A 17758-nucleotide genomic window follows, 5' to 3' on the forward strand; every position below is an offset into this window, starting at 1 on the left:
TTAATCCTTTTGCTTTTCGGCGATCGACACTTTTGCGCCCGGTCCGACTTTCTGTTGACCGGCGATGACAATTCGTTCGCCTTCCTCAAGTCCATTGCCCAGCAACCAGCGATTGCCCAGTGAACGTTCTGTGATTACAGGGCGAATTTCAATTTCATTGTCAGCATTGACCAGCATGACGCTGGCATTGCCTTGTCGGTCAAATTGGACGGCACGATGCGGGATCAAAATGGCATTATCACGCTCCCCTTCGTAGAACGTTGTTCTGACAAACATGCCAGGCAACAGCAGCTGTTCCGGATTTGGCATCAAGGCTCGCATCATCACGCTGCCAGTATTTTCGTTAACGTTGACTTCGGAAAACTGCAACTCGCCTTGATGCGGATACTCTGTGCCGTTTTCCAGTTCAAGGGACACTTGAATACTGCCTTCCTGACGAACCAGCCCCTGCATGATCTGCTGACGCAAAGTGATGAGCTCTTTGGATGCCTGACTGACATCCACATAGATCGGATCCAGCTGATGAATCGTCGCCAGTACTTCTGCTTGATTGGCACTGACAAGCGCACCTTCGGTGAAGTTGGATTTGCCTATTTGACCACTGATAGGTGCATTGACGCGGGTATAGCGCAGATTGATTTCAGCCGTTTCAAGTTCGGCCTTACGCACAGCAACTTCGGCTTTTGCCTGTTCATATTCTGACAATGCGTCATCATAGGCTTGTTGGCTGATCGCTCTGTCGGCCAACAGTACGCGGTAACGCTCTTCACGCGCTTCAGTTGTAACCAGATTTGCCTGGGCACGACTCAGATAGGCCCGCGCAGTTTGCACGGCGGCCTGATAGGTTTCAGGTTCAATTTGATAAAGCTGTTGGCCTGCTTCAACTTCAGCGCCTTCTTCAAACAAGCGCTGTTCGATGATACCGCTCACTTGGGGGCGAACTTCTGCCTTGCGAAAAGCAACCGTTCGGCCTGGCAAGGTTGTGGTCAGTGTGACGGTTTGTTTTTCAACGACATAAACTTCAACTGCTGTGGGTGGAGCCTCTGCTGCCGAGTCAGACGAAGCCTCTGAATCAGCATTTGATGGCAGGCAGCCACTGAGACTCATCAATAGAAAGCTGGTAAACGCCACTGTCATCAGCTTGTTTTTGCGAATAAAACCAGAAAATTGCATGAACGTATCCTTACTCAAAATTGGCAGTTGTTTGGGTGCTGATGGCATCCCAGCTTGCTTTTATAACGAACTCGAACTGCTCGGAGTCAATATCGTCGAATCCTAATAATCGATGCCGAGCAATAAATACGAGAGAGCCAATGCTTAAACCAAATAAGATATGGTTTGACAGTGGTTTGATGGTGCCTTGTGATCGACCTTTGTCGTAGAGATCACTGAGCGGCTTGAACAGGTTCCAAGCCTGTTCAATTTCACTTCGCAGTGTTGCAGGAGGCAGGTGGTCGAATTGCGCTTTGGCGAGCAAAACCCTTGGGTTTTCGAGATAAAACAACCAAAGGTTGTGACAGATTAGCTGATATTGATCCCACAAATCGGCTGAAGGCTCGTTGTCGGCAAAAATGGCTTCTGCGACTGTTTGTACAATCTCACTGTGCAGTTGGCGAATCAGGTCTTCACGGTCTGTGAAATACAGATAAACGGTACCCGCGGCGACGCCGGCCTTGTCAGCCAGCTGTTTGATCGAGAAGCCATGAAAGCCACAACTGGCGAGTAGATCCAGCGCGGCATCGAGTATTGCTTCGCGTTTATCCTGTATCACTTGTGATTTATTGAGAATCATTGTTAACAACTTAACTGAATGAACGTTCATTCATTATGTGACTAAAAAATAACCATGTAAAGCATTTTTTTGAAATCAGGTGAAATTCTGAGCCAATTGCTTGTCAGGCTGGGTAATCAAGGAGGATCGTGCAGGATAGGTCGGACTAGGGGGATTTGGGGTTGGCCGGCAGTCAAAAAACTGCCGGCCTGTATTTTGTAATGCTAGGGTGAGAATGATGAACCGCAGCCACAGGTAGTGGTGGCATTTGGGTTGCGAATGACAAACTGTGAACCTTCAACACCATCGGTGTAGTCAATTTCCGCACCAACAAGGTATTGATAGCTGGCAGGGTCGATAAGCAATGTCACGCCTGCTTTTTCCACTTCAAAGTCGCCTTCGCTGACGGTTTCCTCAAAGGTGAAGCCGTACTGAAAACCAGAGCAGCCACCACCAGTGATAAAGACACGCAGTTTGAGCTGGTCATTGCCTTCATCTGCAATCAGTTCACTGACTTTGCTGGCCGCCGCATCGGTAAAAATTACTGGGCTAGGCATTTCGCTGGTCATGAAAGTCTCCGGATTTAAAGTAATTTCTGATCAATAATTATGCAAATTCTGACTAATTTAGTCAAGAATTAATCCTGTTTTTCCAAGTGTAAACTGGGCTTGTCATCGTCACTGGAACTATCGATTTGCAAGGTTTCCGCCGCCTGATCAGCCGTAATGTGAATCATTTGGCCATTGATTTCTGCGCCCACGGCCATTTCCAGTGTTTGGTAGAAAATATTGCCAGTCACTCTAGCGGCTGAGGACAATTCCAAATGCTGCGAAGCGTAGATGTTGCCATTCACTTCACCGTTGATGAGTATGAAGGGCACGCGAATCTCGCCGTTGATAATGCCTCGCTCGCTGAGACTGAGCACGGCCTGATCGTCACTATCGATGAAGATATTGCCATTGACCTTGCCATCAATTCTCAGACCGCCACTGAAGATAATGTCACCTTCAACATGCGTGTTTTGACCAATCAGTGTATCGATACGCATGTTTTTGCGTTTTTTTTGTCCTTTTTTCTTGCCAAACATTGTTTACCTCGTGTTATTCAGGCAGCCATTCAAAATCACGTGTCAGCAGTGTGTTGCCATTCTGACGAAGTGTGACCGTGATCGACTGGGGCGTGGCTTCCATTTCAGTTTTGAACGCACCTTCCAATACTTGAACATGCCGGAGATTCAGGCTGTGTTCTGCGGCGGTAGTGCTGCTTTGCTCTTCATCAGCATTGATGTGATTGAGTGCCAGTTCAACCTGCCCGGTAATCGGGTCGTTGAGATTCTGTCCCTGTGTGATAACGATTCTAAAACGATATTGATCAGCTTCAGTCGTATCCTTGCGAAGTTGGAATTCTCTGATCTGCAATTCGCTGGTGCTGTTGCCTTGAGTGATTGTCTGATAAAAGACCAGTTCTTTATTCAAATCAAGCACTTTCTGCTGCAACTGTCCCAACCTGAGTTCAAGCTCTTCAGTCATCGCCGTCTGCAAGGCCAGTTGTTGTTGATAATCGCTCAGACTATTGAGCGACTGATGTTGTTGTTTGAGCAGTTCGTGATGATCGGCCAGTGTTTGCTTATGTAGTGTTTGTAATTGTGCCAGAGCGTAATCGCTGTCGTAGGAGTCCTGATAGTGATACCAGGCCTGCAGCACGTTGGTGAGCAGCACAATGATGAGCGCTACGCCCAGACATCTGAGAGGACGATGTGGGCTGATGACGTAGCGATCGTTGACAGACATTTAAGGTAGCGTCGCTATAGTGTTGATGCCGAGTCGTTCATTCAGGCCGAACATGATGTTCATGTTCTGAATCGCTTGTCCCGAGGCACCTTTAACCAGATTGTCGATCACAGACAAGACCACTACAGTATTGCCATTCTGTGGACGATGTACCGCAATACGACAGACGTTTGCGCCTCGGACACTGCGAGTTTCAGGATGCGAGCCGACGGGCATGACATCAACAAAAGGTTCGTCAGCAAAACGCTGCTCAAACAGCGTTTGAAGATCGACATCGCGATTCAGTGTGCTGTAGAGCGTTGCATGAATGCCGCGAATCATAGGCGTCAGATGGGGGACAAAAGTGAAGTCAACCGTTTGCCCGGCAATGTGATTGAGGCCTTCTGATATTTCAGGCAAATGACGGTGTCCGGCCACCGCATAGGCTTTCATATTTTCACTGGCCTCGGTGAGCAGGGTGCCTAAGGCAGCTTTGCGGCCTGCGCCACTAGTGCCGGATTTGGCATCGGCAATCAAACCATCCTTGCTCACCACACCGGCCTCAAGCAGAGGCAGAAATCCAAGTTGCACTGCAGTTGGATAACAACCCGGCACAGCAATGAGCTGAGCATCACGAATCTTTGCCCGATTGACTTCTGGCAAACCATAAACCGCGTCAGTGACCAGTTCTGGACAGGTGTGTTTAACGTCGTACCAGCGTTCCCAAAGCGCAATATCTTTCACCCGAAAATCCGCGGATAAATCAATGACACGCACACCTCGCTGCAACAACTCGGGCACTGTTGCCATCGCTACGGTATGTGGCGTGGCAAAAAACACCACATCACACTGTGCCAGCGCATCAATATCTGGCTCTGAGAAGTTCAGGTCAACATGACCACGCAGGTTCGGATACATATCGCTGACGGGTAGTCCGGCTTCAGCTCGTGATGTGATGACCTGCAGTGATACCTCAGGGTGACAGGCCAGCAGTCTGAGTAATTCGACGCCGGTGTAACCGGTGCCGCCAACGATTCCAACTTTGATCATTTGGGCGTCTCTGGGGTGGCTTGCAAATAGCACATGATAAAAGAGCCACTGACAAAGCGAAAGGGTCTGCTTTTTTGTCAGGCGTTTTCAGGCTACAAAAAGGCGCAGATTGTATCGACCAGAAGCACCGATTTTGTGATCTTTCTGGCCGTTATTGCTGCGATTTAATGTGTAAAGGACTGGTTGAGCCGTCGTTCAATCTGGAATTTTTGGAGCAGGTAATGACTTCCCGCGTAATACTGATTATCAGAGAAGCTGATGCGGGTGATTTGCAGAGGCAAGCGAGTATTCCTGCTCGACAGCCATTGACGAATTTGCTGGTAAAGCCCTGAATCATCAACGCTGCCGCTAAACGTGGTGTCACCAAAATATAGCCGGATTTCAGCGTTGGGCAGGTGATTGCTCAATTCAACTTGAACAGGCAGATAATCCCGGCTGCTTGCTGGTGGTGTTAATACCTCGATTTGCCATTGTTCACGATAACGCAGCCGATAAAAGCGAAGTCGTTGAAGTGAATTTGTTTCCTTGATTCGCGTCAGCATCAGCTGCAGTTGATGCAATACCGCGGACTCGTTCATGTTTTGATATTCGTGCGTGAGCGTACAACCGTGTTCGTCAACAATATAGGTCACCAGTTTTTCAGTCTCCAGCCTCAAAAAACAACTTATCTGAGCAGTAGACTGGGCATTGGCCAGCAGCCGATAGAGGCCCTGCGGATCCAGTCGAACATCGACGGCATGGCCATGGAATTCATCTCGTGGCTGGGCCAACCACTGAGTGACGGTCATACTCGCCGGTAAAAGCTGAGAGTCAATATTGCCCGGCTGCCAATCAAGCTGAACCAGTCGATCGCGCAGAGGCAACAGGTAACGGCCAGCTTGTGGAAAGCGTTGATAGTGTTCGAGACAGTGTCTGGTCAGTTGTTGAAGTCGCTCAGCGATTTGATTGCCATAGAGTTCGGTCATGCAGTCTGTGGACAATGACGCTGCGAAGAAATCTGTTGGCGACCATCTCAATATGGCGGCCAGCATCTCGCTTATCGCGTTTGGGCCATCAAATAACTGATAATGCCACTGCCCATCAGCTGCACGTATCATCATTTCAAGTCGACTGATCAGCGAGATCTGGTTGGAACTGTAACTGAGCGGATCATCCTGGCGACTGCTGACTTTCAAGCCTTGTTCACTCAGGGCGTCATGAGCAGCCTGGCCGATATTGGCAAAAATCATCAATTGATTAAAGCCACTGGTTTTGATCAAATTTTCCATTGAGCACCATTGGCTGCCCTCAGCCAATGCGCTGCGAATCAGGCGTTGACTGAGCGCTCTGATTAAATCGCTGCTGGTGCGCTGCTGAGCATCATTGATTCTGATCAAGCTGCTGCGGTCCAGTATTTTGTTGACCACAGCAAAGGCCAGTACTTCCAGCAGATGTTCAGAAGAAAACAAAGGCTCATGGTCGTTCACAGCAAAAAGTTGCCAGTGGCTGTCTGCTGCAGAGGCTCGACTTAGCTGAAGTTGTTCTTCTGCCTGCACCGGTTGTTGTAATGGTGGTAATACGGGTAATCGACCAGCGACCACTTGCGCCGTCCACAAATTCAGATGTCTGCTGAGCGTTTGTAATTGTTCGCTGACCGCCAAATCATGTTTCAGGGCAAATTGCTGACACGATGACAAAGCGCTTGTCAGAAAATTCTGGCATTGCTGCCAGTCGGATTGGCGTTGCCGGTAATGGCCCTGCATTCGTAGATCTTCAGTCTCAATACGGCGGTCCGACCATTGCCAGGACTCGCATAATTTCTGCACAAACAGCCGTCGCCAGGGATGTGCCGGTTTTTGTACCGTTTTCGACAGTGCTTCGCGTGCACGCTGATGAATGGCGGACTGTAAAATTTCACGGTGTTCGGTTTCAGCATCAATCAGTGACTGATATTTGAGCATGAGCGGGTCAATCAACAGTGGATCGGCTGCCGGATCGATGAGATTTTTTGATCGGCTGCTAAGCAGCTCAACCTCGGGGAACCGTTGTAACTGTTGAACCTGGAACAGTAATTCAGGCAGTTTGGTCAGGCCTTGCTGCATCACTGCCAGCAAGGCCTGCTCTGCCTCGGAAAAATATTCCATTGCCGTGATAGCTGCGGGTAAAGAAAAATCAAGGAAACTGAATTCGGTAAACACCCGCTGATTAATAAGCTCCCGGCTATGTTGATCGTGGAGACGGTCTTCTTCTGAGGATGTCAGCCACCACAGCGGCACACTGCCAGCCAGCACCATACCGCTACTGTAGAACGCATCCAGCTCAAGCCCGGTGGGACCTGCGGTTGATTGAAGCTCAGCCTCAGCAAACAATCGATAATCAATCACGATGCCAAGTTGCGCTGCCCAAGCCAGGATCGCCTCAGTTTTGCGTTGCAATAGCTCAAGCTGTTCAGTGCTCATTCGACCAGTGTGCACCAGCCACAAGCTCAAGCGGCATGGCGATGGATAGCTGAAATTTCCTTGCGGATTGAGCAAGTAGATGCCCCGAAGCGCATATCGTCGCAAGGTTTTATGCTTGTAATTAAAAGTTTTGTGCAGACTGATAGCCGCATTGAGCGCCAGGCTGTCTGGCCGGTAATCCATGATGCCGACAGGCGCCTCATCACTGACATATCCCGGCAGTAATTTGTGATTGGCGTGAAACAAAAAAGCCAGCAGCGCATAAAACGGCTGCTGGCTTGAAGGCGCAAGCTGTCTCAGTCGCTCAAATCGTGCTTGATTGGCAGACTGGAAATACTTCAGGGCACGGGCGCGATCCACGGCTCACTTTTAGTGTCTGAAATGACGCATGCCAGTGAACACCATGGCGATACCATGTTCATCAGCTGCCGCGATGACTTCATCATCGCGCATTGAGCCACCGGGTTGGATCACTGCACTGATACCGGCCTCGGCTGCGGCATCCAAACCATCACGGAATGGGAAAAAGGCATCCGAAGCCATCACAGCACCCGGTACGGTCAGACCAGCATCATTGGCCTTGATGCCTGCAATTCGGCTGCTGACGACGCGGCTCATCTGGCCTGCACCAATGCCGACCGTTTGTTGATCCTTGGCATAGACAATGGCGTTGGATTTGACGAATTTTGCGACGCGCCAGGCAAACAACAAGTCGCGGAGCTGTGCCGGATCGGGGTGCTTTTGAGTCACTACTTTTAATTCAGCTTCTGTGACCAGTTGAATATCGCGATCCTGAACCAGCAGACCACCGGTCACACGTTTGAAATCAAGCCCCGCGACAGCTGCCGAGGGCATATCACCGCACACCAGCAAACGCACATTGGCTTTCTGGCTGATCACACGCTTGGCTTCATCACTGACTGAGGGGGCGATGATGACTTCAACAAACTGTCGGTCGATGATCGCTTGTGCGGTGACTGCATCCAGTTCGCGGTTAAAGGCGATAATGCCGCCAAAAGCCGAGGTCGGGTCGGTTTGATAGGCCCTGTCATAGGCGCTCAGTAAATCCGGGCCGGTGGCCACGCCGCATGGATTGGCATGTTTGACGATGACACAGGCAGGCTGTTCGGCGAAGGCTTTGACACATTCCAATGCCGCATCGGTGTCAGCAATATTGTTGTAGGACAGCTCTTTGCCTTGCAGTTGTGTGGCAGCGCCAATCGATCCGCTTTCTGGCTGACTTTCGACATAAAAAGCAGCTTTTTGATGAGGGTTTTCGCCGTAGCGCATGTCCTGCTTTTTCTGGAACTGGCTGTTGAAGGTGCGCGGAAACTGGGTGTTTTCACCGCCCTGGCTGATGGCCCCGAGGTAGTTGGCGATCATTCCGTCGTATTGCGCGGTGTGTTCGAATGTCTTAACCGCCAAATCAAAACGTGTGGCATCGTCAACGCCGCCGGTTTGCTGAATTTGTTCAATCACACGTGAATAGTCAGCCGGATCGATCAGTACGGTGACATCGGCGTGGTTTTTAGCGGCTGCGCGCAACATGGTGGGACCACCGATATCAATGTTTTCAATGGCATCTGGCAGAGTGCAGTCAGCTTTCGCCACCGTGGCGGCAAACGGATACAGGTTGACCACGACCAGATCAATCGGGGTGATATCGTGTTGCTGCATGATGGCATCATCGGTGCCGCGTCTGCCCAGCAAGCCGCCGTGAATCTTCGGATGCAGCGTCTTGATTCGGCCATCCATCATTTCCGGGAAACCGGTGTGTTGGGAAACTTCTTTGACAGGCAAACCGGCTTCAGCCAGCAGTTTGGCGGTGCCGCCCGTGGATAGCAGTTCAACACCGGATTGGTGAAGACTTTGTGCCAGTTCGACAATACCTGTCTTGTCTGACACGCTCAGCAGTGCTCGATGGATCTTGTTCATGATGGTTCCGGAAGTTTAGAAATTCTTACAAGCCGTATTGCTTGAGTTTTTTTCGCAGCGTGCCGCGATTGATACCGAGGATCTGTGCCGCGAGACTTTGATTGCCTTGCGTATGTTGGAGCGTTGCTTTGAGTAAAGGTACTTCGACTTCGGTGATCAGCATTTCGTAGAGGTTGGCGGCTGAATGGCCATTTAGCTGCTCGAAGTAGGCATGCAAGGCATTTGCGACACAGGTGCTGAGCGGTTCATGTTGCTGTTCACCGGCAACACCCAGCTCAATACTGTCAGTTTCTGTGTTTTGCAATGCATTGTTCATGCGGCAATAAAGTCCTGTTCGGTCAACTGTGCAAAGAACTGCTCAGTATAGGCGAGTTGTTGTTCTGAGTGTTCAAGCAGATTTATCTGCTGTCTGAAGGCGTTACCGTTGCGTAATCCTTTGCTGTACCAGGCAATATGTTTCCGTGCCATCCGAACGCCGCTGTATTCACCGTAGAAATCGTACAGTGTGTGCAGGTGTGCAATCAAGACCTTGCGTATCTCATCATGTGCTGGTTGCGGCAAAAGTTCCCGATGATCCAGAAAATGTTGGATTTCTCTGAATATCCATGGATTACCCTGAGCCGCTCGGCCGATCATCAGCCCATCGGCACCGGTATATTCAAGTACCTGTGCGGCTTTTTCCGGGCTGTCGATGTCGCCATTGGCAATCACCGGAATGGAAATGGCCGCTTTGATCGAGGCAATAGTGTCGTATTCAGCCTCACCTTTGTAGGCGTCTTCACGGGTACGCCCATGCACAGCAAGTGCCTGAATACCGGCATTTTCGGCCAGTTTTGCGATACGAATACCGTTGCGGTTGTGCCGATCCCAGCCAGTTCTGATTTTCAGGGTAACGGGTACATTCACAGCATTGACCACGGCTTCAACGATGTCGGCGACCAGCTTTTCATTTTGCAACAAGGCTGAACCGGCCATCACATTGCAGACTTTTTTGGCGGGGCAACCCATGTTGATATCGATGATATGCGCGCCCTGATCAACATTATGCCGGGCAGCTTCTGCCATCATTTGCGGATCTGCGCCTGCGATTTGCACGCTGCGCGGTTCAGGTTCGCCTTCATGATTGGCTCGGAGCAGTGACTTTTTACTGGCCCATAAGGATTTGTTAGCGGTGATCATTTCAGACACTGCCATGCCAGCCCCGAGTGTGCGGCATAACTGACGAAACGGCCGGTCAGTGACCCCGGCCATCGGGGCTAGAAACAGTCGGTTCGGCAGCGTGTAGTTGCCGATTTTTAGCGCATCCTCATGCATGGCGAGTGCCCGTCAAGCGAGTCCATTCCTGTTTGAAGGTGGCTGCTTGCATGGTGAACCATTGCTGGTAATGCTGCTTAAGCTGTTCTGCCTGAATATCGAGAATGCCTGACAGCACAAGATCAGCCGAGGGTGCGGTCAGTTCGGCAAATAACGGCGCCAATGCATGCAGCGGCCCAGCGAGAATATTGGCCAGCAGCAGATCGCATTCAATGGTCGGACAGTCTTGAGGAAGATAAGTCTCAATGGTGACCTGGTTACGCTCTGCATTGCTCTGCGTCGCTTCCAGTGCCTGCGGGTCATTATCCACCGCGATGATTCGTTTTGCGCCTAACAATCCGGCCGCAATTGCCAGAATGCCGCTGCCACAGCCATAGTCGATGACCGTTTTACCGGTTAAATCGCCAACAGTATCCAGCCACTCAAGACACAGTGCCGTGGTGGGATGCGTGCCAGTACCAAAAGCAAGACCTGGATCAAGCAGGATGTTGAGGGCTTCAGGGGCTGGTGCTTGTCGCCAACTTGGCACAATCCAGAGACGCTCTCCGAAACACATCGGATGAAAGTTATCCATCCACTCACGTTCCCAGTCTTTGTCTTCAACTGCCTCGATTCGATACTCTGGCAGTTTGGCGGGCGAGAGTTGTGTGGCGATATCTTCAAGTAAAGCCTGACAGTCGACGGCCGCATCAAACAAACCGATAACCCGGGTTTCTGACCACAAAGGCGTTTCACCGAGTGCTGGTTCGTAGATGGGTTGATCCGCGCTGTCCTCAAAGGTGACAGCGCTGGCACCTGCCTCGCTGAGCACATCTGAAAGCTGCTCGGCATCAGCAGGTGAGCTGCTGAAAATTACTTGAATCCAAGCCATGGCGAAGCGAGCCGTTACAGCCCGAGCTTTTTCTCAAGGTAGTGGATATTGGTACCACCTGTCTGAAAATGCGTATCGTCCATGATGTCCCGCTGCAGTGGGATATTGGTCTTAATACCTTCGATGGCGATCTCTTTCAAGGCTGTTTGCATGCGTTTAATCGCGGACTCACGGGTATTGCCGTAGGCAATCAGTTTGCCAATCAAGGAGTCGTAGTTAGGTGGAACCTTGTAGCCACTGTATAGATGTGAATCAATGCGAATGCCAGGGCCACCGGGTGCATGATACTGACTGACCATGCCAGGGCTTGGCATGAAGGTGCGAGGGTCTTCGGCGTTTATTCGACATTCAATGGCGTGACCACGAATTTTGATGTCTTCCTGTTTTAATGACAGTGGTTCACCGGCAGCGATTCGAATTTGTTCCAGCACCAAATCAGTATCGGTGACGCGCTCGGTCACCGGGTGCTCGACCTGAATACGTGTATTCATTTCGATGAAGTAGAACTCACCGTCCTGATACAAGAACTCAAAGGTGCCTGCTCCGCGGTAACCAATGCGACGACAGGCATCGGCGCAGATTTTACCCATGCGCTGGCGCATTTCTTCAGTAATGCCTGGCGCAGGTGCTTCTTCAACAACTTTCTGGTGACGGCGCTGCATCGAGCAATCACGTTCACCAAGATGAATCGCGTTGCCATGCTGGTCGGCCAGTACCTGGAACTCGATATGACGAGGGTTCTCCAGGAATTTCTCCATGTACACCATATCGTTGCTGAAAGCCGCCTTGGCTTCGCTGCGGGTCATGGAGATAGCATTCAGCAAGTGTGCTTCCGAATGGACTTCACGCATGCCGCGGCCACCGCCACCGCCTGCAGCTTTGATGATGATCGGGTAACCAATTTCACGAGCCAGTCGCAGGTTGGTGGCATCATCGTCGCCGAGTGGGCCATCCGAGCCGGGTACACAAGGCACGCCAGCGGCTTTCATTGCTTTGATGGCTTCGACCTTGTCACCCATGATGCGGATGGTTTCGGCGCGAGGGCCAATGAAAATAAAGCCGCTTTGTTCAACACGTTCAGCGAAATCGGCATTTTCTGACAGGAATCCGTAACCAGGATGAATGGCTGTGGCATCGGTGATTTCAGCAGCGCTGATCAGGGCCGGAATGTTGAGATAGCTGTCGGTGGATTTTGCCGGACCGATACAAACGGTCTCATCGGCAAGCAAAACATGTTTCAAATCGCGATCCACATCAGAGTGAACGGCAACAGTCTTGATACCCAGCTCCCAGCAGGCTCGCAAAATACGCAGGGCAATTTCACCCCGGTTGGCGATTACTATTTTATCAATCATGGTGTTGTGTCTGTCCGCAGTTGTGCGTTGAAGGCAAGGGATTACTCGATAATGAACAGAGGTTCGTCGTATTCAACCGGCTGGCCGTTTTCGACCAGAATCGTCTTGATGGTGCCGCTGCGATCAGCTTCAATCTGGTTAAACATTTTCATCGCTTCGACAATGCAAATCACGTCGCCGACGCTGACTTTCTGACCGACTTCGACAAAAGCGGGCGCTTCAGGAGAAGCAGAACGATAGAAGGTGCCAACCATCGGTGAACGTACCGCATTGCTCAAATCGGGTCCGGCAGCGGCGACAGGTGCTGCTTCAACACTGGCTGGTGCTGATGAAACAGCCGGTGCAGCGGGTGCGGCAGCAGGGATATGGTAGCTAACAGGCTGTGCTGGAGTGCTGCTGTGTCGGCTGATGCGAACAGATTCTTCGCCTTCTGAAATTTCGATTTCCGAAACGTCTGATTCCTGGATCAAATCAATCAGTTTTTTAATTTTCCGAATATCCATCGATATGCGCCTTTTTAATTGGTTTTGTGGTTAGATTCTTTGAATTGCCGCTTGCAGGGCTAATTGGTAGCTCATCGGGCCGAGACCGCAAATGACACCGACGGCCAGATCCGACAGGTAGGAGTGATGACGAAATGACTCTCGGGCGTGGACGTTGCTGAGATGCACTTCAATAAAAGGAATGGCTACTCCAGCCAGCGCATCGCGCAGGGCCACACTACTGTGAGTAAATGCTGCCGGATTAATAATGATGAAGTCGGTGTTGCCACGGGCATTGTGAATACGGTCGACCAGTTCGTGTTCAGCATTGCTCTGGAAAGCTTCCAGTTGATGGCCTGCGGCGAGTGCCTGCTCGGTGAGGTTTTGGTTAATTTCTGCCAGCGTGGTGTGGCCGTAGACTTCCGGCTCACGGGTACCGAGCAGGTTCAGGTTTGGGCCATGCAGTAGCAGAAATTTCGCCATTACGGAGTCGAGCCTGTAGACAAATATGTGGCTGACGATTTTGCACCAGCAGTAGGTAAGTGTCCAGTTTTTTGGCAAAAAAACCGGCTTTTTGTCGCTATTTTCGGCGAAAAGGCTGTGATTGGTCTATCGATTGATTTCTGATGCCAATTCAGCCAGCAAATCACGCATTTGCCCGGGCCGAATGTGACCGACTTGTCGGTATTGCCGTAATTCCTCGCCAAAAGCATCGTAGAAAATGAAAGTGGGTGGCCCAAACACCCGGAGTTCGCGCAACATGGCCTGATGTGCAGAGGTATTGTCGGTTAAATCCACTTTGAGCAGGGTATATTGCTGCAGTGCGCTCACCACCTGCGGATCACGAAAGGTGGTCAGCTCCATGGTTTTACAATCAGTACACCAGTCGGCATAAAAGTCGAGCATCACTGGCTTGGTACTGCTTTGCAGCTGTTGGTCCAGTTGCTCCAGGCTGTCGATCATGACAAATTCGACAGAGGGCGCTTGTGATGAAGTATCACGTTCTGTGGCTGCCAGCGCATGCAGTGGTTGCCAGATATGCTGCCCGCCGCTTGAGGCACCCAGTACCAGCAAGCTGCCATATATCAGCATCAATAATCCCACACCTTTCCACAGCTTTTGCCAGCCATTGGCATCAATACCCAATGATTCAAGTGCGCCCAGATATACCGCTGAGATAATCAGCAGTGCGCCCCAAAGCAGCAATGTCAACCAGCCCGGAATGATGCGCTCCAGCATCCAGATCGCCAGCGCCAGCAGCAATACCCCAAAGACCGCTTTGATAGTGACCATCCAGTCACCGGCTTTGGGCAATATGCTGCCTGCGGAAGTGCCAATGATGAGTAGCGGTACGCCCATGCCCATGCTCATTGCAAACAGGGCTGCGCCACCCAATACCGGATCAGCATGCTGGCTGATAAACAGCAACGCTCCAGCCAGCGGCGGGGCCAGACAGGGCCCGACTATCAAACCGGACAACAGACCCATAATGGCAACACCTATCCAGGTACCGCCCCGCTGTTTTTGACTTAAGTTATACAGGCGTTGCTGGATGCCAGAGGGTAATTGCAGTTCGTAAAAGCCAAACATCGACAAGGCCAGCAAGACAAAAATAATGGTGAAACTGCCTATCAACCAGGGATTTTGCAGCATTAGTTGCAGATTACTGCCCAACATGCCGCTGACGACACCGGCTGCGGTATAGGTCAGGGACATTGCCAGTACATAAGTGAGCGATAACAAAAAAGCTCTGCGGGTGGTGATGTGTTCGCCCTGGCCGACAATAATGCTCGACAAAATGGGGATCATGGGTAGCACGCAGGGCGTAAAGGTCAGCAGCAGCCCCAAGCCAAAAAATCCCAGCAAAATTTTCAGCAGATTGCCGTCAGCCAGGCGCTCGGCTATCTGAACTTCCTGAGAACCGGTGCTGCTGGTCGAAGGCAGTGTTGATGCTGAGTCAATAAAGTTGTCTGCTTGCGTCTGCGCTACCGCATCGCCGGTTAACTCGAGGCTAACGGTGCGAGTGGCCGGTGGATAGCAAATCTGAAAGGTTTCCGAGCAGCCCTGAAAGCTCACATTCAATACGACTTCTGAACCTTTTGAGACTCCGATGATGTTTAGGGGTACAAACACATCATCCAGATACACTTCCGTCTGTCCGAAAAACTCATCGTATTTGGGTGTGCCTGCCGGCAGTTGATAGGGTGCAAGCTGGTAGGGCGAATCTTCGGCCAGCGCAAAAGCAACTTTGTCGCGGTATAGATAGTTGCCTTCGGCAATTTGCCAGCCAATGCGAATGCCGCTTTCTGCGTTGACTTCAGCTTGTAGCCGGAATGCCTCATCAACTTCCAGAGGCATGTCAGCGGAACGACTGATGCCAAGGCTTTCAAGCAAGCCCGGGCGCGCTTCAGCGCTGAAACTGGTCAACAGCAACAACAGGACTAGAAAAAATTTCATTGTCGGTTTTGGCCCAAAAATGCAGTCACAATCAGACAATGGTAACAGGCAATGGTTTGTTTCAGTGAAGCCTTGAGGGTGTCTAATTGTCACAATGCTGTAATAATTGCGCCCATGTTTACAACATCACAGGTTTCTCGTGGAAATAAAAACCATCCATCAGCTTGAGAAGCAAGCGTTCAAGAAAAGCCATACTGAAATGGCTCGTATCGGCTTTGCACTGTTCTTCCTGGTCCTGGTTCTAATCTATAGTTTCGCCACCAGTGGTGGTGTTCCTAACAATATGTTCCTGGCCATTGCGGCGGTATTTGGTGGCTATATGGCCATGAATATCGGCGCCAATGACGTCGCCAACAATGTTGGACCGGCAGTGGGGTCTCGGGCACTGACCATGGGCGGGGCGATTGTTATCGCCATGATCTTTGAGGCCGCAGGTGCCTTTATTGCTGGTGGTGAAGTTGTTTCAACCATCAAAAACGGCATTATCGATATTCGTGCTTTTGGCGATGATACCGACAGCTTTATCTGGGCCATGATGGCGGCTTTATTGGCGGCTGCGCTTTGGCTCAATCTGGCGACCATGGCCGGTGCACCGGTGTCGACCACACACTCGATAGTGGGTGGGGTGATGGGTGCTGGCATGGCTGCTGCCGGTTTTCACATTGTCGACTGGTGGACCATGGGACGCATTGCCAGCTCATGGGTTATTTCACCGGTGATGGGGGGCGTGATAGCGGCTCTGTTTTTATTTGCCATCAAAAAAACCATTATCTTCAAAGAAGATAAGTTAAGTGCTGCCACACGATGGGTTCCGATATATGTGGCGTTGATGGCCTGGGCATTCACCACTTATCTGGTGATGAAAGGCTTGTCACAAATCTGGCCCAAAGTGATTGAGCTGGTGAATCACCTGCCTTTGGTCAATGCCGAACCTGTGGGCAAACCAAGCTTTTTTGTCGCCATGATGATTGGTTTTGCGCTGGGTGGTTCGATTTATCTGCTGGTCAAAAAATGGGTCAGTGACCGGGCACCGAATATGGAAAATAACCGCAACAGCATCAATGTGATGTTTACCATCCCGTTGATTTTTGCTGCGGCGTTGCTGAGTTTTGCGCATGGTGCCAATGATGTGGCGAATGCGATTGGTCCCTTGGCGGCGATTAATGAAGCGGTCAAAACCGGAGGCATTACCGGAACAGCCGGGATTCCGTTATGGGTCATGGCCGTCGGTGCTTTTGGTATTGCCATTGGTCTCGCCCTGTATGGGCCGCGTCTGATCCGTACCGTCGGCGGTGAAATTACCGAGCTTGATCAAATGCGCGCCTATTCGATTGCCATGGCTGCAGCAGTGACGGTCATTATTGCCAGTCAGCTTGGCCTGCCGATCAGTACCACTCACGTCACCATTGGCGGGGTGTTCGGGGTGGGCTTCCTGCGAGAATGGCTGGATTCTTCAAGTCGAATTGAGTTTGAAATCGCCCGTGAAAAAGCCGAGCTTGAAGACGAGAAAAGACAGCTCAATGCATTGAAAAATGAACTGACCAGCCTGCAGGTTAAAGAGAACAAGACCATGCAGGATTATCAGCGCATTACCGAGCTGTACCGTTTGATTGATGAAGAAGAAGGCATCATCAAAAAAACCAAGAAAACACTCAAAAAAGAACAAAAAACCTTGTACGTTAAGCGTGACATGATCAAGAAAATTGTCACCGCCTGGCTGATTACCGTGCCATCCGCTGCGGTATTATCTGCCTGTATCTTCTTTATGATCAAAGGCATCATGAGTTAAACATATACGTTTTTGAGTATATGCGTTTTAGCGCATAAGCGATATGATAAAGCCCGGAATCTCACCGGGCTTTTTTTTATGTTGCAGATTATTTCCGGGCTCAGCCGTGATGTCAGGCAGTATCTTGTCATCACATTCAGCTATTGGACTTTTACCATTTCAGATGGCGCACTTCGTATGCTGGTCGTGCTTTATTTCCATCAGCTTGGTTACAGTCCGCTGGAAGTGGCAATGCTGTTTGTGCTGTACGAGTTTTTTGGCATTGTCACCAATCTGATCGGTGGCTGGCTGGCGGCGCGATTGGGGCTGAATGTCACCATGCACCTTGGGTTATTGCTGCAAGTCATTGCCTTGTCGATGTTGCTGGTCGATCCGCAATGGTTATCAGTCGCTTATGTAATGGTGGCACAGGCCTTGTCGGGCATTGCCAAAGACCTCAACAAGATGAGTGCTAAATCCAGCATTAAGATGCTGGTTGCCGATGATCAGCAGTCGACCTTGTATCGATGGATTGCCTGATGACCGGC

General features: G+C 50.7%; 16 protein-coding genes and 1 pseudogene. 2 read left to right on the plus strand and 15 right to left on the minus strand.

Annotated elements, in window-relative coordinates; all coding sequences use genetic code 11:
* The 15 genes from MPL1_RS04165 to dsbD all read right to left on the minus strand — a co-directional run bounded on the left by MPL1_RS04165 (position 1) and on the right by dsbD (position 15442).
* Entirely contained in the window at positions 1-1173 is a 1173-nt protein-coding gene (locus MPL1_RS04165) for an efflux RND transporter periplasmic adaptor subunit (RefSeq protein WP_009725877.1), read from the minus strand.
* A 10-nt stretch (positions 1174-1183) separates the two neighbouring features.
* Positions 1184-1792: a TetR/AcrR family transcriptional regulator gene (locus MPL1_RS04170; RefSeq protein ID WP_009725878.1), complete on the minus strand. Its 609-nt coding sequence runs from the start codon at positions 1790-1792 to the stop codon at positions 1184-1186.
* Positions 1793-1995: 203 nt separating this feature from the next.
* On the minus strand, positions 1996-2340 hold the full coding sequence (erpA, locus tag MPL1_RS04175) for an iron-sulfur cluster insertion protein ErpA (RefSeq protein WP_009725879.1): 345 nt from the start codon (positions 2338-2340) through the stop codon (positions 1996-1998).
* 68 nt (positions 2341-2408) lie between these two features.
* Entirely contained in the window at positions 2409-2858 is a 450-nt protein-coding gene (locus tag MPL1_RS04180) for a bactofilin family protein (protein WP_009725880.1), read from the minus strand.
* Between the two features lie 13 nt (positions 2859-2871).
* Positions 2872-3561 (minus strand): DUF6776 family protein, encoded by a 690-nt coding sequence (locus tag MPL1_RS04185; protein WP_009725881.1) that lies wholly within the window; start codon positions 3559-3561, stop codon positions 2872-2874.
* Positions 3562-4590 carry an N-acetyl-gamma-glutamyl-phosphate reductase gene (gene argC / locus MPL1_RS04190; protein ID WP_009725882.1) on the minus strand — a complete coding sequence of 343 codons (1029 nt, stop codon included), beginning with the start codon at positions 4588-4590 and terminating at the stop codon, positions 3562-3564.
* Positions 4591-4754: 164 nt separating this feature from the next.
* Positions 4755-7388 carry a class I adenylate cyclase gene (locus MPL1_RS04195; protein ID WP_009725883.1) on the minus strand — a complete coding sequence of 878 codons (2634 nt, stop codon included), beginning with the start codon at positions 7386-7388 and terminating at the stop codon, positions 4755-4757.
* A gap of 9 nt (positions 7389-7397) precedes the next feature.
* Positions 7398-8963 (minus strand): bifunctional phosphoribosylaminoimidazolecarboxamide formyltransferase/IMP cyclohydrolase, encoded by a 1566-nt coding sequence (purH, locus tag MPL1_RS04200; RefSeq protein WP_009725884.1) that lies wholly within the window; start codon positions 8961-8963, stop codon positions 7398-7400.
* Positions 8964-8988: 25 nt separating this feature from the next.
* Entirely contained in the window at positions 8989-9279 is a 291-nt protein-coding gene (gene fis / locus MPL1_RS04205) for a DNA-binding transcriptional regulator Fis (protein WP_009725885.1), read from the minus strand.
* The gene (gene dusB / locus MPL1_RS04210) at positions 9276-10277 is read right to left on the minus strand and encodes a tRNA dihydrouridine synthase DusB (protein WP_009725886.1); all 1002 of its coding nucleotides are present in this window, start codon (positions 10275-10277) and stop codon (positions 9276-9278) included. The genes fis and dusB overlap by 4 nt, the downstream gene beginning before the upstream one ends.
* Positions 10270-11148 (minus strand): 50S ribosomal protein L11 methyltransferase, encoded by an 879-nt coding sequence (gene prmA / locus MPL1_RS04215; RefSeq protein WP_009725887.1) that lies wholly within the window; start codon positions 11146-11148, stop codon positions 10270-10272. The genes dusB and prmA overlap by 8 nt, the downstream gene beginning before the upstream one ends.
* Positions 11149-11162: 14 nt before the next feature.
* Positions 11163-12503, minus strand: a complete 1341-nt coding sequence (gene accC, locus MPL1_RS04220) for an acetyl-CoA carboxylase biotin carboxylase subunit (RefSeq protein WP_009725888.1) — start codon at positions 12501-12503, stop codon at positions 11163-11165.
* 41 nt (positions 12504-12544) lie between these two features.
* A complete protein-coding gene (gene accB, locus MPL1_RS04225) occupies positions 12545-13006 on the minus strand; it encodes an acetyl-CoA carboxylase biotin carboxyl carrier protein (RefSeq protein WP_009725889.1) in 462 nt (153 codons plus the stop codon).
* Between the two features lie 30 nt (positions 13007-13036).
* Entirely contained in the window at positions 13037-13468 is a 432-nt protein-coding gene (aroQ, locus tag MPL1_RS04230; protein WP_009725890.1) for a type II 3-dehydroquinate dehydratase, read from the minus strand.
* Positions 13469-13594: 126 nt separating this feature from the next.
* Positions 13595-15442, minus strand: a complete 1848-nt coding sequence (gene dsbD / locus MPL1_RS04235) for a protein-disulfide reductase DsbD (protein ID WP_009725891.1) — start codon at positions 15440-15442, stop codon at positions 13595-13597.
* A 139-nt stretch (positions 15443-15581) separates the two neighbouring features.
* On the opposite strand from dsbD, the gene MPL1_RS04240 reads away from it, so the two are divergent.
* Positions 15582-17231: an inorganic phosphate transporter gene (locus tag MPL1_RS04240; RefSeq protein WP_009725892.1), complete on the plus strand. Its 1650-nt coding sequence runs from the start codon at positions 15582-15584 to the stop codon at positions 17229-17231.
* A 78-nt stretch (positions 17232-17309) separates the two neighbouring features.
* Positions 17310-17747, plus strand: a pseudogene (locus MPL1_RS04245) (MFS transporter); the annotation flags it as partial.
* Positions 17748-17758: the final 11 nt, after the last annotated feature.

Origin of the sequence: Methylophaga lonarensis MPL (assembly GCF_000349205.1) — a bacterium.
Classification (GTDB): Bacteria; Pseudomonadota; Gammaproteobacteria; order Nitrosococcales; family Methylophagaceae; genus Methylophaga; species Methylophaga lonarensis.